Source organism: Chryseobacterium sp. POE27 (assembly GCF_039727685.1).
GTDB lineage: Bacteria > Bacteroidota > Bacteroidia > Flavobacteriales > Weeksellaceae > Chryseobacterium.
The window spans coordinates 3,457,273-3,472,788 of sequence record NZ_CP152475.1 but is presented as its reverse complement, the minus strand read 5'-3'; the positions used below and the strand labels follow the sequence as shown (position 1 = coordinate 3,472,788).

General features: G+C 36.5%; 16 protein-coding genes and 1 pseudogene. 16 read left to right on the top strand and 1 reads right to left on the bottom strand.

Annotated elements, in window-relative coordinates; all coding sequences use genetic code 11:
* Nucleotides 1-34: 34 nt before the first annotated feature.
* From rbfA to AAHI02_RS16560, 8 genes and pseudogenes are all read left to right on the top strand, one after another.
* Nucleotides 35-394: a 30S ribosome-binding factor RbfA gene (gene rbfA / locus AAHI02_RS16595; protein WP_346984187.1), complete on the top strand. Its 360-nt coding sequence runs from the start codon at nt 35-37 to the stop codon at nt 392-394.
* 3 nt (nt 395-397) lie between these two features.
* Nucleotides 398-1,603: an ABC transporter permease gene (locus tag AAHI02_RS16590; RefSeq protein WP_346984186.1), complete on the top strand. Its 1,206-nt coding sequence runs from the start codon at nt 398-400 to the stop codon at nt 1,601-1,603.
* A gap of 50 nt (nt 1,604-1,653) precedes the next feature.
* A complete protein-coding gene (locus AAHI02_RS16585) occupies nt 1,654-3,465 on the top strand; it encodes an endonuclease (protein ID WP_346984185.1) in 1,812 nt (603 codons plus the stop codon).
* A gap of 61 nt (nt 3,466-3,526) precedes the next feature.
* Nucleotides 3,527-4,265: pseudogene (locus AAHI02_RS16580) on the top strand (shikimate dehydrogenase).
* An 81-nt stretch (nt 4,266-4,346) separates the two neighbouring features.
* A complete protein-coding gene (locus tag AAHI02_RS16575) occupies nt 4,347-6,152 on the top strand; it encodes a DUF349 domain-containing protein (protein ID WP_346984184.1) in 1,806 nt (601 codons plus the stop codon).
* 60 nt (nt 6,153-6,212) lie between these two features.
* Entirely contained in the window at nt 6,213-7,238 is a 1,026-nt protein-coding gene (gene ribD, locus AAHI02_RS16570; protein ID WP_346984183.1) for a bifunctional diaminohydroxyphosphoribosylaminopyrimidine deaminase/5-amino-6-(5-phosphoribosylamino)uracil reductase RibD, read from the top strand.
* Between the two features lie 101 nt (nt 7,239-7,339).
* Nucleotides 7,340-7,525: a hypothetical protein gene (locus AAHI02_RS16565; RefSeq protein WP_346984182.1), complete on the top strand. Its 186-nt coding sequence runs from the start codon at nt 7,340-7,342 to the stop codon at nt 7,523-7,525.
* A gap of 162 nt (nt 7,526-7,687) precedes the next feature.
* Entirely contained in the window at nt 7,688-8,293 is a 606-nt protein-coding gene (locus AAHI02_RS16560) for a YigZ family protein (protein ID WP_346984181.1), read from the top strand.
* Here AAHI02_RS16560 and AAHI02_RS16555 read toward each other — a convergent pair.
* On the bottom strand, nt 8,290-9,000 hold the full coding sequence (locus tag AAHI02_RS16555) for a zinc metallopeptidase (RefSeq protein WP_346984180.1): 711 nt from the start codon (nt 8,998-9,000) through the stop codon (nt 8,290-8,292). The two genes, AAHI02_RS16560 and AAHI02_RS16555, sit on opposite strands and share 4 nt — an antisense overlap.
* 103 nt (nt 9,001-9,103) lie before the next feature.
* Between AAHI02_RS16555 and AAHI02_RS16550 the strand changes: the two genes are divergently transcribed.
* From AAHI02_RS16550 to nuoF, 8 genes are all read left to right on the top strand, one after another.
* Nucleotides 9,104-10,231, top strand: coding sequence for a GNAT family N-acetyltransferase (locus AAHI02_RS16550; RefSeq protein WP_346984179.1), 1,128 nt, complete (start codon nt 9,104-9,106; stop codon nt 10,229-10,231).
* Nucleotides 10,232-10,277: 46 nt separating this feature from the next.
* The gene (locus AAHI02_RS16545) at nt 10,278-10,454 is read left to right on the top strand and encodes a hypothetical protein (RefSeq protein WP_346984178.1); all 177 of its coding nucleotides are present in this window, start codon (nt 10,278-10,280) and stop codon (nt 10,452-10,454) included.
* 121 nt (nt 10,455-10,575) lie between these two features.
* Nucleotides 10,576-10,947, top strand: coding sequence for an NADH-quinone oxidoreductase subunit A (locus tag AAHI02_RS16540; RefSeq protein WP_027380112.1), 372 nt, complete (start codon nt 10,576-10,578; stop codon nt 10,945-10,947).
* Between the two features lie 105 nt (nt 10,948-11,052).
* Nucleotides 11,053-11,613: an NADH-quinone oxidoreductase subunit B gene (locus AAHI02_RS16535; protein WP_047397471.1), complete on the top strand. Its 561-nt coding sequence runs from the start codon at nt 11,053-11,055 to the stop codon at nt 11,611-11,613.
* Nucleotides 11,614-11,618: 5 nt separating this feature from the next.
* Nucleotides 11,619-12,113 carry an NADH-quinone oxidoreductase subunit C gene (locus AAHI02_RS16530; RefSeq protein WP_346984177.1) on the top strand — a complete coding sequence of 165 codons (495 nt, stop codon included), beginning with the start codon at nt 11,619-11,621 and terminating at the stop codon, nt 12,111-12,113.
* A 75-nt stretch (nt 12,114-12,188) separates the two neighbouring features.
* On the top strand, nt 12,189-13,412 hold the full coding sequence (gene nuoD / locus AAHI02_RS16525; protein ID WP_042723044.1) for an NADH dehydrogenase (quinone) subunit D: 1,224 nt from the start codon (nt 12,189-12,191) through the stop codon (nt 13,410-13,412).
* Nucleotides 13,413-13,545: 133 nt separating this feature from the next.
* Complete coding sequence (locus AAHI02_RS16520; RefSeq protein ID WP_346984176.1) at nt 13,546-14,055, top strand: NAD(P)H-dependent oxidoreductase subunit E; 510 nt, start codon at nt 13,546-13,548, stop codon at nt 14,053-14,055.
* Nucleotides 14,056-14,157: 102 nt separating this feature from the next.
* Nucleotides 14,158-15,516: an NADH-quinone oxidoreductase subunit NuoF gene (gene nuoF / locus AAHI02_RS16515; RefSeq protein WP_346984175.1), complete on the top strand. Its 1,359-nt coding sequence runs from the start codon at nt 14,158-14,160 to the stop codon at nt 15,514-15,516.

The window sequence follows — 15,516 nt, the reverse complement described above, 5'->3', positions numbered from 1 at the left end:
CAATTCAAACAAAAGTACTAAATTTGCACAACTTATGGAAAGCAACAGACAACGAAAAGTAGCACAGATTATACAGGAAGACTTCGCGGAGCTTTTCCGCAAGCAAGCTGCAGAAAGCAAACAAAGTATTTTAGTATCAGTTTCCGATGTAAAAGTGACGGCAGATCTTGGTATTGCCAAAATTTACTTAAGTATTTTCCCTCAGGAATTTCGTTCTGCCGTGATGAAAGAAATTGAAGAAAATAAAGCCCAATACAGAAACTTTATCGGCCAGAAAATGGCAAAACAGGTGCGCGTGATCCCTAATTTAAATTTTTATCTGGATACTGCTCTTGATGATGTAGAAAGATTAGACAGAGAATTAAGAGGTGAAGGTGATAATCCTATTCTGTAAACCTTGAAGAACATTGCATTTTATATAGCTTCCAGATACCTTTTATCTAAAAAAGGAAGTACTGCCGTTACATTTATTACGTGGCTGGCAGTAGGAGCCATGACGGTTGCCGTTACCGCAATGTTTGTCATTATTTCCGTTTTTTCAGGTTTGGAAGACCTTAATAAAGATCTGATTTCCAACCTCCATGCAGACCTTACCATTAAAAGTATTTCAGGAAAAACACTGAAAGATTTTAATACAATCAATTCCGTGCTTAAAAACAATAAAGAGATCAGTCATTTTTCAAGAATAATTGAAGAAAAAGTATATATCAGCTACAACGGAAAAGGCGACATTGCTTACCTGAGAGGTGTTGATTCCGCATATACCAAAGTTAACCCCATTGATAAAGATATTTTCTACGGATCTTATCCGACTTTTAAATATTCTAATGAGGTTTTAATGGAAAACTCTCTTGATAACAGACTTTCTGTCCCGGTCTCTTCAAGTTCGGGGTATGCAACTATTTTTATGCCTAAGCCGGGAACCGGAATCATTAATAAAGAAGACGATATTTACAACAAAAAAGATATTCTTGTAACAGGAATATTTCCGGGAAAAGACCAACTGGATAATTATATCATCTCGCCTATTGAGCTGACTGAAGAATTATTGGATCTTCCAAAACATTCAGCATATCAGATTGTTGTTAAACTTAAAAATCCGGACAACGCCAATACCGTAAAACAGCAGCTTCTTTCTTCCCTCGGAAAAAACATTGAGATCAAAACCAAGGAAGAGGAAAATGCAGCATTTTGGAAAATGATCAATACCGAAAAGCTGTTTATCTATCTGATTTTTGCTTTGGTGATTTTTATAACCACTTTTAATCTGGCAGGAGCCATTATTATTTTACAGCTTGATAAAAAACAGCAGGCCAGATCTTTGGTTTCCCTGGGACTTCCTTTAAGCCATTTGAGACAGATTTATTTTTATACAGGAATTCTTATTGTCGTGCTGGGAATTATTTCCGGGTTGATAATAGGAACTGCACTTTGCTTTTTCCAGCAATATACAGAGTTTTTTAAAGCGAATGAGATATTACCTTTTCCTATAAAAATTGTTGGCAAAAATTATTTAACGGTTTCCGTTACCGCAGCACTTTTTGGTATCGGTATTTCATGGGTATTCTCTAAAATCGGCAAGGACTACATTACCAAAAGTTAATATTTCACACGTACATTTTTTTTTACTTTTACCGACCAAATTTAAAAAAAATGAAACGTATTTTATTCTCTTTATTAATGAGCTTTGTCTTCATCAGTACATTTGCTCAGATTCCTACGGGATATTACGACGGTACTACCGGTCTTTCCGGAGCAGCATTAAAAACTAAACTTAAAGACATCATTACATCCGGACACGTAGACCATGGCTATGGCGGATTATGGACCGGCTACCAGACAACAGACCGCGATAACATCGCAGGAATTTCGGGATATGAAAATGACGGAACAATTCTGGACATGTATTCTGAAAACCCCAACGGAACCGATCCTTACACCTATACTTATGGTACAAATCAATGTGGAACTTATGGCGTAGAGGGTGATTGCTACAACAGAGAGCACGTTGTTCCACAAAGTCTTTTCAACAGTACCGCACCAATGGTTTCAGATATTCATTTCATCAGACCAACTGACGGAAAGGTAAATGGAATGAGATCAAACTATCCGTTCGGAATCGTAGGAAATTCAACGTTCACTTCTCAGAATGGTTCAAAAGTAGGTAATTCCGTTTCGCCAGGATATTCAGGAATCGTTTTCGAACCTGTTGACGCTTTCAAAGGAGATATCGCAAGAATGATTTTTTATTTTATAACAAGATATGAATCTCAGCTTTCAGGTTTTTCTACAGGGAATATACTGGGAGGCTCTGCTTTCCCTGGATTACAGACATGGGAACTTAACCAGCTCTTAGCCTGGAACACATTAGACCCGGTTTCACAAACAGAAATTGCCCGAAACAACGCATCTTACTTATATCAGGGAAACAGAAATCCCTATATTGATCATCCAGAATATGTTAACGAAATCTGGGGAACTCCAGTTGTGGACACGGAGGCACCGACCGCACCGACCAATTTAGCAGCAAATACCCCTACGGCAAATTCAATTTCTTTAAGCTGGACAGCTTCTACAGACAATCTTGGTGTTGCAGCCTATGATGTTTACAAGAACGGTGTTTTAAATACAACCGTTACAGGAACTACAGCGACTGTTTATGGGTTGACACCTTCAACAACTTACAGTTTTTATGTGATTGCTAAAGATACAAGCGGAAATTCTTCAGCACAAAGTAATACGGTTACGGAAACTACTCTTTCAGGTGGTCAGACAGGAACCGTGTGCGGAACAGAAGATTTCAGCAACATTCCTGCAAGCGCAAACAATTACACAACCAGAACATGGACTAACAACGGCATCACATGGAATGCAACAGACGCAAGAACAGATCAAACTATTAATGGAAAGGCAATTACTTTAAGAATCGGCAACTTAACAAGTTCTTCATTTTCAGGAGGTATTCAAAGTCTTACCGTTACAGCTTCTTTAAAATTCGGAAGCGGTGCAGGAGTTTTAAATATTGAAGTAAATGGCGTTCAGGTAGGTACAGTTCCTTACAATGCAGTAGCAAATACTACCACTACCACTACAATCAACAATATTAATGCAACAGGAAATGTAGTTATCAAAATTACAAATCCTACAACAAGTACAAGCGGACCAAGAGTTGCCATTGATGATGTGAGCTGGACATGCGCCGGAGTGCTGGGAATTGTTGAAAATTCTAAAAATAAGCCTATTTTTTCCATTTATCCTAATCCTGTAAAAAACAATGAGCTTTTTGTAAAAGGTGAAAACCTTAATAAAATTTCAAAAGCGCAGATCTATGACCTTTCAGGAAAGTTAATTGAGACGATAGAAAACCCTTTCAGAAATTCAAATAAAATAAATCTTAAAGGGTTATCAAAAGGAAATTACATCCTTACAACAGATTCTTATTCTACAAAATTTATCGTTGAATAAGATTTGAAAATATTTTGCAACAAAGACCGGTTTTGTCCGGTCTTTTTTTTATTTTTATACTATGGATTCCAACAAAAAATTAGGGTTGATCGGAAGAAATATTTCTTATTCTTTCTCTAAAAAATTCTTTGAAGACAAGTTTCACAAACTCATGCTAAAAGGTTATTCCTACAACATTTTTGATTTAATGGAAATTAATGAAGTTGATGATCTTTTTTCAGCTCCCGGCCTTTTAGGGTTTAATGTCACAATTCCTTACAAAGAAAAAATCATCGGTTATCTGGATAGCTTGAGTGATGAAGCCGAAAAAAATTGGGGCCGTAAATTGTGTGTTAATCGAGAATGGAAAAAAAACAGGATATAATACTGACGCTTTCGGATTTGAAAAAACGTTGCTGCTCCATAAAAAAGCCCATCAGAATTCAGCCATCATTTTAGGGAACGGCGGAGCTGCAAAAGCCGTGAAATATGTTTTGGATAAACATAATATTCCTTCTGTTACAGTCTCAAGAAAAACAGAAATCAATTTCGAAAACCTGACCAACGAAACTGTCGAAAACAATAAAATCATCATTCAGTGTACACCTGTCGGAACTTTCCCCAATGTAGACGACTGCCTGGAATTTCCATTTAATGGTTTAACAAAAGATCATTTGGTTATTGACCTGATTTATAATCCAAACTATACACAATTTATCATCAAAGCAGCTGAAAAAGGAGCCAAAACCGTGAATGGATACTATATGCTTGAACAGCAAGCAGAAAAAGCATGGGAAATTTGGAATTTTCAAAAAAAATAACATAAATTAGTACTATAATTGGCTTTTTTACTATATATTTAGAAGATATATTTAAATGCCACTCACAATAAACGATTTGCTATGATTACAGAAAACAATCTTTCTGAAAACGAGGAAAATAAGAATTCTAACCCAACACCTCAGGAAGAAACTTCAGAAAATGCCGAACCTAAGGAAGAGAATGTCACCCATGACGAAAATGAACATGAAGAAGAACATGAAGAGGCCGATATCTCTCTGGCCGACGCTTTGAAGGAAATGGAAAAAATCATCAATGCACCTAATGCCGGTGAAGATTTTAAAAGGTTTAATCAGCTAAAAGAAAAAGCAAGTCATTACATCCACGATGAAGTGGAAGACAAAAAACACGAGTACACAGATGCAGGAAACGCTCCCGAAAATTTCAGCTATGAGCATCCTGCCCAGGCAAGATTTTCAGCTTTGGTAAATATTTTCAGAGAAAAGCATGACAATTACCAAAAAGGCCAGGAAGAAGAGCAGAAGAAAAATCTTGAGCATCGCCAGAATATTATTGAAAGACTTAAAAATCTTTATACAAACTCAGAGCCGGGAACCAATCTTTTCAAGTCGATAAGAGAAATCAAGGAAGACTGGTCTCATGCAGGTCAGGTTGCCAAATCTGAATTCAAAATTCTTAACAACAATTATTTCCATCATTTGAATCAATTTTATCAAATGTTAGATTTAAATAAAGAATTTCTTGAGCAGGAATACAGTCATAATCTCGAAAAAAGACAGCATATTATCGAACGTGCAAAGCAGCTTGAGCATGAACCTGTTATTCAGAAGGCACTCAATGAGCTGCAATACCTTCATAAACTCTGGAAGGAAGAAGCTGAGCCGGTAGCTGAAGAATTCCGTGAAAAAACTTGGGAAGAATTTAAAGAAATTTCCAATAAAATCCATGAAAGAAAATCTGAGCTTTCAGCAGCAATAGAAACGGAACAAAACGAAAATCTTGAAAAGAAAAATCAGATTATCGCAGAAATAAAAAAACTTTCGGAACCGTCTGAAAATCCAAACCACAGTTACTGGCAGAATTCGATCAAAAGAGTTGAAGAACTGCGCTCAGAATTTCTGAAAACAGGAAGCGTTCCGAGAAAACTTTCTAACCAGAACTGGAATGATTTTAAGACGACGCTGCGCGCTTTTAACACTACAAAAAATACTTATTACAAATCACTAAAAGGTTCTCAACAGTCTAATCTTGAGGAAAAATTAAAATTAATCCAGACAGCAAAAGACAATCAGAACAATGAAGAATGGGACATTGCTGTTCCGTTGTTTAAAAAGCTTCAGGAAGACTGGAAAAAAATCGGGCATGTTCCGAAAAGCATGACGAATAAAATCTGGGATGAATTTCGTGATGCATGCAACGCTTTTTTCAACAATTACAGAGATAAAAGCAATGCCTCTACCGATAACTGGAAAGAAAACTACAAGCAGAAAAAGGCGATTCTTGAAGATCTTAAAACAGTAAGCAACGAAGAAGGAAGCATCGAAAGAATTGAAGCCATCAAAACAGCATGGAATAATATCGGAAAAGTTCCAAGAGATAAAATTTCAATCAATACAGAATTCAACAAAACGCTGAGAGAAAAATTGAAACTTAATAAGATCAATGAACTGGAACTGAAGGAAGAAGGTTTATCTGAAAACCAACTGACGGATAAAGCACGAAAAATCAAAAACCAGATCTCAGATCTTGAAGCTGAAATCGTGAAGCTGGAAAATAATCTGGCATTCTTTAAAAATCCATCAAGAGAAAATCCTTTATTGAGAGAAACTTTTGAATCGATTGATGGAAAAAAAGCTCATCTGGAAACGTTAAAACAAAATCTTCACAGCATTATTGCCGGAGAATAATACAATTTAAAATCTAAAAAGGCGGAGCAAAGCAATTTGTCTTCGCCTTTTTCATTCAATATGCAGGACGAATTTTATATAAAAAGATGCATAGAGCTTGCTAGTAAAGCTCTTGGAAAAACTTACCCAAACCCGCTGGTAGGAAGTGTTATTGTGCATAATAACAAAATTATCGGGGAAGGATATCATCATAGAGCCGGTGAAAACCATGCTGAAATCAATGCGATCAACTCTGTTAAAGACAAATCCCTACTTCCTGAATCTACCATCTATGTGTCGCTGGAACCTTGCGCACATTATGGAAAAACACCTCCGTGTGCATTGAAAATTAAAGAATTGGGATTCAGGAGAGTCGTAATCGGCGCAATGGATTCTCACGACAAAGTGAACGGAAAGGGAAAAAAAATCATTCAGGACGCCGGAATTGAAGTTGTCTCAGGGATTTTAGAAAAAGAGTGTCTGGATTTAAATAAAAGATTTTTCACTTATCACGAGAAAAAAAGACCTTACATTATTCTGAAATGGGCACAATCCGGCGATGGATTTTTAGATAAAGATTTTAAACCTTATTCAATTTCAAATTCTATAGTGAATCAGTTTGTTCATCAACTTAGAGCCGATGAACACGCCATTCTTGTAGGAACACAAACTGCTTTAAACGACAATCCAGGCCTAACAGTGAGAAATATAGAGGGCAAAAACCCTGTAAGAATTCTCATTGATTTTGAACTGAAAGTTCCGGAAACTTTCAATATTTACAATCAGGAAGCGAAAACATTGATTATAAATACAATCAAGGAAGAAGAGCAGGGAAATATAAAGTTTATCAAAATCAGAAAAGAAAATTTCCTGAATGAGCTGATGAATGTTCTATACAAAGAACAGATCCAGTCGGTGATTATTGAAGGCGGAAGATTCACGTTACAACAGTTCATCAATAAAGGGCTTTGGGACGAAGCAATTATTATAAAAAATGAAAATCTTAAACTTAATAATGGTACAGAAGCTCCATTAATTAAGGACCTTAAACCATTCAGAAAGGAAGAATTCAGAGACAACGTCATTGAGTTCTATAAAAAAAGATAATACTTTAGTAATCAACATTTAACACAATAAATATTTTAAAAACATCACTATACTTTGAAATTAATTCGTAACTTCATGATCAACTTAAAAACCTATACATCATGAAAAATTTAAGAAAACTTTCAAAGAGAGAACTGAAATCAGTAAGCGGAGGAATTCCAAGCTGTTATTTTGACATTGTACTCAATCAAATGGTTTGCCCATGCAATCCCCATCTTTATTATAACTGCAACGGTAAATGTGTGCCGCTTGACCAAGCCTGTGCTACTCCGGGTGTTGAATTATGATATTTTAGTTTTCAGATATCGAATATAGATAACCGGGAAGAGAATTTTCCTTACTAATGAAATTAAAGAGAACTTCGGTTCTCTTTTGTGTTTATTATAAAAATGTATTTTGAAAAAGTTTTAACTTTGGAAATTTAATGTAAAGCAAGTTAGTTTTTAATTATGTTCAATTTCAAAACGATAGAATTTCCGGTCGAAAATATATTATTAAAAGAAAAAGGCAGCAAATTTATCGGATTTGCTTTTCCTGTAAATAATGAGGAAGAGCTAAAAAACGCTTTAGAAAAAATACGCTTAGAACATCCGAAAGCTACACATCATTGTTATGCATTCAGAATCGGATTAAATGGTGAAAATTATCGGGCCAACGATGACGGAGAACCTTCCGGAAGTGCAGGCCTTCCTATTTACAATCAATTATTGGCTCATGAAATTACCAATGTTCTGGTGATTTCAGTTCGTTATTACGGTGGAACAAAACTAGGAGTTTCCGGCTTAGTAAAAGCGTATAAAGAGTGTGCTAAAATTACTTTGGAAGAAGCCCGGATTGTCACAAAAGAACTGGAAACCTCTATAGAAATTACGTTCAATTTCAACCAGCAGAATATTATTTTCACCTTACTATCAAAATATGATGCGAAAGTGACAAATTTCGACGCCAATGAACAGTGTCTTGTCACCGCTTCTCTGAAACTGTCACAAAAAGAAAGCATCTCAGACAAATTGTCCGAGATGCAGCATATTATTTTTAATTTTAAAGATAATTAATTTCTCCTTCCTCCCATAAGAAGTGATGCCCAGTAAAGCAGTTGCGCAAGTGAACCAATTGCCGCCACTACATAAGTTCTCGCAGCCCATTTTAAACTGTCTTTCACTCCTACATACTCTTCAGTCGTCACAGTACCCGTATCTCTGAGCCATTTCATTGCTCTGTTGCTGGCATCGTATTCTACAGGAAGCGTTATAAATGCAAACAGCGTGGTGAACGCAAACATTATTACTCCTATTGCCAGCACCAGTCTGTTTCCCGTAGGATTTTCAATAGATCGGGTCGCAATCATAATCATGACTCCTGCGATCACCACAAACTGCATCAGATTTGAACTTATCTGCACAACCGGCACTAATTTCGACCGCAACTGCAACATAGAATATCCCACTTTATGCTGTACAGCGTGTCCACATTCGTGCGCTGCAACGGCGGCGGCGGCGGCATTTCTCTGCATATAAACAGCCTCAGAAAGATTGACTGTTTTATTTTCAGGATTATAATGATCCGTCAGTTGTCCGGGAACAGAAATTACCTGAACATCATTAATCCCGCTATCTTTAAGCATTCTTTCAGCGATTTCTTTTCCGGAAAGTCCATTTCTGAGGTGTACTTTAGAATAAAATTCAAATTTCGATTTCAATTTCCATGAGACATACCAGCTCACAGCCATTGAAACAATAATAATCAGATAATACCCATTCATCTTAGTAACTTTACAATATATTTTCACACAACAAGATGTAAAAACTGTGCCAAAGTATTACATTTAATTGGTTATATTTGCTTATTAATTTGCCTTTAAAACTATGTCTAAAGTTTCAGTAATTGAAGTAACAAACGCTGCTCAGTTAAAGCAATTCGTCAGGTTTCCTATGGATCTATATAAGAACAATCCATATTACGTTCCGTCATTCATTAATGATGAAATCAATATCTGGAATCCGGCTGAAAATCCGGCTATGCAATATTCTGAATCTAAACAGTTCCTGGCTTTTAAAGAAGACAAAATTGCAGGCAGAATTGCAGTAATGATCAATCACAAAGAAGAAAGAGAACTGGGAATAAAAAAAGTCCGTTTCGGATGGATTGATTTTATTGATGACTTCGAAGTATCTAAAGCCCTAATTGACACCGTCATAAATTACGCCAAAGAAAAAAGCATTGACAAAATAGAAGGCCCGATGGGCTTCACTAATCTTGACAAAGCAGGAATGCTGACTTTAGGATTCGACAAGTTGGCAACGATGATCGGAATTTACAATCATGAATATTATCCAAAACATCTTGAACAATTAGGTTTAACAAAAGAAAAGGAATGGGTAGAATTCGAACTTCAATTCCCGGAAATACTTCCTGATAAAATCCACAAATTCAATGAATTAATATCGCAAAAATATAAGCTTAAAGTTTTAAACTTCAAATCAAAAGAAGAGATTATTGAATATGTTGATCCCATGTTTGACCTTCTGGATGAAACCTACAAGCATTTATCTACATACACTCCTATTTCCGATGAACAGCGAAAAACATACAAGGAAAAATATTTTAAGTTAATTGATAAAGATTATATTGTGTGTGTTGCTGATGACGCAGATCAGCTCGTCGCCTTTGCTATTACAATGCCTTCGTATTCAATAGCTTTACAAAAATCAGGAGGAAAACTTTTACCTTTTGGATGGTGGCATTTTTTGAAAGCCGGAAAGAAAAACGACCGGGCAAATTTTTATTTAATAGGAATTCATCCTGATTATCAGCGAAGAGGCGTTACTTCCATTATTTTTAAAGAGATATGGAAACTTTTAAGAAAAAAAGGAGTAAAATATCTGGAAACGAATCCTGAATTGGAAGAAAACAAAAGTGTTCAGCTTTTGTGGCAGGATTACAATCCTGTTAACCATAAAAGAAGACGCACATATTCTTTAAATATCAAATAATTTTCTTTCAAACCAAAAAAAGTAGACTTATCCAGTCTTTTAATTTATGAAAATCCATCTTATTATTTTTGGAGTTTTAATCGCAGGATTCATCATTTTTAATATTTTTCTGCAGTCAGGAGACGACAGAACCGATACTGCCATTAATATCATCTATGCAAGTATACTGTTTGCTTATATTTCTTTTATGGCGTTTTCTCTCTTAAAAAAAATGAGAAAATAAGCATTATTTTTATTCATTCTAAATTATGAGTTTTCTTCATTTTGAAGCGACTTTTAACCCGATAAATTTCATGCTTTCTTGTTTATTCGCTAAATTTGCAAATTGAGATAATAATGCAAAAATGAATTTACCTGAAAGTTATATTCCAATCCTTATACAAGCAGGTGTTGCGATAGGTTTCGTAGCCATTTCTTTGCTTGGAGCGCATTTTTTAGGTCCGAAACAGAAAAAAGGAAATTCTGTGAAAAACCAAAGCTGGGAGTGTGGAGTCCCGGTAGAAGGGAATGCAAGAACACCGTTTTCAATTAAATACTTTTTGACGGCGGTATTATTCGTATTGTTCGATATTGAAATCGTATTTTTTTATCCGTATGCGGTCAACTTCAGAGAATTCGGGATGGAAGGATTCCTTGCCGTTCTTACCTTTGTGGCGATTTTCTTTATGGCATTTTTCTATGTCTGGAAACGTGGCGCACTAGACTGGGATAAATAAAAAAAATAAAAATTTTAAATTAAAAATTTTAGATGGTGATTTTTAATTAAAGTTAACATTAACAATAATTTAGAATCTAAAATTTAAAATCTAAAATCTACTAAAATGTCAGATAACAAACCAGTAATAAGAACAGATGCACCTGCTCCGGAAGGATTTGAAGGAGAAGGGTTTTTCGCAACGAAACTGAGCAGTGTAATCGGGATGGCAAGAAAGTTTTCGCTTTGGCCGTTGCCTTTTGCAACCTCTTGTTGTGGTATCGAGTTTATGGCTACCCTGAACCCAACCTATGATGCCTCAAGATTTGGTATGGAAAGAAACTCTTTCTCGCCAAGACAGGCAGATATGCTGATGGTTTGCGGAACTATATCTAAAAAATTAGGACCTGTCCTAAAAGAAGTTTACACTCAGATGGCAGAGCCGAAATGGGTGGTAGCAGTGGGAGCCTGTGCTTCCAGCGGTGGTATTTTTGATACCTATTCTGTGTTACAGGGTATCGATAAAATTATTCCGGTAGACGTTTATGTTCCGGGGTGTCCTCCAAGACCGGAGCAGATCATTGAAGGCGTAATGCAGGTTCAGGCTTTGGCAGAAAGCGAAAGCATCAGAAGAAGAGATATGCCTGAATACCAGAAATTATTAGATTCTTACAACATAAGCAACTAACGGAAATGACAAACGAATTTGTATTAGAAGCAATTACAAGAGAATTTCCGGAGTCTGTAATTTCGAGTTCAGAACCTTATGGAATGCTGACAATTGAGGTGAAAAAGGAAGATTTAAAGAAGATAATTCACTATCTTAAAGATTCATCTTTAGAAATCAATTTCCTTACAGATGTTTGTGGAATCCATTACCCGGAATATCCTGAAAAAGAAATCGGAGTGGTTTATCACCTTCATAATATGATGACAAACTTCAGATTGCGTCTTAAAATCTTTATGTCCAGAGAAAATATCGAGGTTGATTCTCTTGTAGAATTATACGCCGGGGCCAACTGGATGGAGAGAGAAACTTTTGATTTCTATGGAATTAAATTTAAAGGACATCCGGATCTGAGACCTATTTTGAATATGGAAGATCTTGGATATCATCCTATGTTGAAGGAATATCGTTTGGAGGACGGAACAAGAACCGATAAGAACGATAGCATGTTCGGAAGATAAAATATAATGCAATAAGCAGTAAGCAGTAAGCAATAAGCTTAAAGCCTATAGCCTATAGCCTAAAGCATTTAAATTATGAAAGATAACTCATTATCTAATATACTTAACCAATACGACAGCAAGGAACAGATTGACGGACAATTATATACCCTCAATTTAGGCCCTACTCACCCTGCAACGCACGGGATTTTCCAGAATGTCTTAACGATGGACGGAGAAAGAATCCTTCACGCGGAGCAAACGGTGGGATATATCCACAGAGCATTTGAGAAAATTTCGGAAAGAAGAAACTATTCTCAGATTACTACCCTTACCGACCGTATGAATTACTGTTCTGCACCTATTAATAATCTGGGTTGGCACATGACCGTTGAAAAGCTGATTGGCGTTGAAGTTCCAAAACGTGTAGATTATATGCGGGTCATTTTAATGGAATTGGCAAGAATCGGTGACCACCTTATTTGTAATGGTGTAACCGGGATGGACTCAGGAGCAATTACCGGTCTTACCTACATGTTCATCGAAAGAGAGCGTATTTACGATATGTACGAGCAGATCTGTGGAGCGAGAATGACGACTAATATGGGAAGAATCGGAGGTTTTGAAAGAGATTTCACACCGAAATTCCACGAGTTGATCAAGGATTTCCTTAAGACTTTCCCGCCAAGATTCAAAGAATTCTGTACTTTATTGGAAAGAAACAGAATTTTCATGGACAGAACCATAGGAGCGGGAGGAATTTCTGCAGAAAGAGCATTAAGCTATGGTTTTACAGGTCCAAACCTAAGGGCAACCGGCGTAGATTATGACGTAAGAGTTGCACAGCCTTATTCTTCTTATGAAGATTTCGACTTTATTATTCCTGTAGGAACCTCCGGTGATACATACGACCGTTTTATGGTTCGTCAACAAGAGATCTGGGAATCCATCAAAATCATCAAACAAGCATACGAAAATCTTCCTGAAGGACCTTTCCACGCGGATGTTCCTGATTTTTATCTTCCTGAAAAGGCAGATGTTTATCAGAAAATGGAAGCTTTGATCTACCATTTCAAAATCGTAATGGGAGAAACTGATGTCCCTAAAGGTGAAGTTTACCACGCTGTAGAAGGTGGAAACGGAGAATTAGGATTCTATTTGGTGAGTGATGGCGGAAGAAGTCCTTACAGACTGCATTTCAGAAGACCCTGTTTTATCTACTATCAGGCATATCCGGAGATGATTACAGGTTCTGTAATTTCTGATGCGATCGTAACCATGTGTAGTATGAATATTATTGCGGGAGAATTAGACGCATAAGAAATTATAAATTTTAGATTATGAGTTTTAAATTAATCTAAAATTTATTAAAAATAAAATTATAAAATTGATAAGATTTTTAGAACACGATTTTCATCTAAAATCTAAAATCTAAAATCTAAAATCTTTAAATATGAGCGAAACAATAGCTTTTAAACCGGAAAGTTTAGCACAGGTACACAAAATTATCGCAAGATATCCTGAGGGAAGACAAAAATCGGCTCTTATTCCTGTACTTCACATAGCACAAAAAGAATTCGGAGGATGGTTAGACGTTCCGGTAATGGATTATGTTGCGGAACTATTGAGCATCAAACCGATTGAAGTATATGAGGTTGCAACTTTCTATACGATGTTCAATATGAAGCCGGTAGGTAAATATGTTTTGGAAGTTTGCAGAACGGGACCTTGCATGGTTTCAGGAAGCGAAAAAATCCTTAACCATATCAGGACTAAACTGAACATTAAAGACGGAGAAACTACGGAAGACGGAATGTTCACACTAAAACCTGCTGAATGTCTTGGCGCTTGTGGATATGCCCCGATGATGCAGTTAGGAAAATTCTTTCATGAAAATTTAACGATAGAAAAAGTTGACGAAATCCTTGATCTTTGCAGAGAAGGACAGGTTAATTTGGGCTAATAGAAATTTTAAATTCTAGATTTTAGATTTTAAATTATTCACTTAACGTTTAATACTAATTAATGCAAGAAGCCAAAAGCCAATTGCAATAAGCAAATAAAAATGAGTAAAAAACTTTTACTTAAAGACGCACATATAGAAGGAATCCGCTACTTTGAAACCTACCGCAAACAGGGAGGTTACACAGCAGCTGAAAAAGCCTTGAAAATGACACCGGATGAAATTCTGGAAGAAGTAAAAGCTTCAGGACTTCGTGGCCGTGGTGGAGCAGGATTCCCAACCGGGATGAAATGGAGCTTTCTGGCAAAACCGGAGGGTGTTCCAAGACACTTGGTGGTAAATGCCGATGAATCTGAACCGGGAACTTTCAAAGACAGATATTTGATGGAATTTCTTCCTCATTTATTGATTGAAGGAATGCTCATTTCATCGTACTGTTTAGGTTCCAACACTTCTTATATCTACATTCGTGGAGAATATTCATGGATTCCTGATATTTTGGAAGAAGCAATTGAAGAAGCGAAAGCAGCAGGATTTTTAGGTAAAAATATTTTAGGAACCGGCTTTGATTTAGAAATTTATGTTCAGAGAGGTGCAGGAGCTTATATCTGTGGTGAAGAAACTGCATTGCTTGAATCTCTTGAAGGTAAAAGAGGAAATCCAAGATTAAAACCGCCATTCCCGGCTGTAAAAGGGCTTTGGGAAAGACCAACGGTAGTTAATAACGTTGAATCTATCGCTGCAATTGTTCCGATTATTGATATTACAGGAGCAGAATACGCTAAAATAGGAGTAGGAAGATCTACAGGTACAAAATTAATTTCTGCTTGTGGAAACATCAATAAACCAGGAGTTTATGAAATCGACATGACCATTACGGTTGAAGAATTCATTTACTCTGAAGAATATTGCGGCGGAATTAAAAACGGAAAAAAATTAAAGGCTTGTATCCCCGGAGGAAGCTCAGTTCCGATTGTTCCTGCTAATTTATTATTAAAAACCGTAAATGGAGAACCAAGATACATGAACTACGAATCATTGGCAGACGGTGGTTTTGCCACCGGTACCATGATGGGTTCAGGAGGTTTTATCGTATTGGATGAAGACCAGTGTATCGTAGAACACACCATGACTTTAGCGAGATTCTATAATCACGAAAGTTGCGGACAATGTACTCCTTGTCGTGAAGGAACGGGATGGATGTATAAGATTTTAAAGAAAATCGAGAAAGGAGAAGGAAAAATGGAGGACATTGATCTGCTTTGGGACATCCAGAGAAAGATCGAAGGAAATACAATTTGCCCATTGGGTGACGCCGCGGCTTGGCCGGTTGCAGCAGCAATCCGTCATTTCAGAGATGAATTTGAATGGCACGTTAAAAACCCTGAATTGTGTTTAACACAAAATTACGGATTGGCTCATTATGCAGACCCAATCCCTGCAGTTGAGAATAATGCTTAA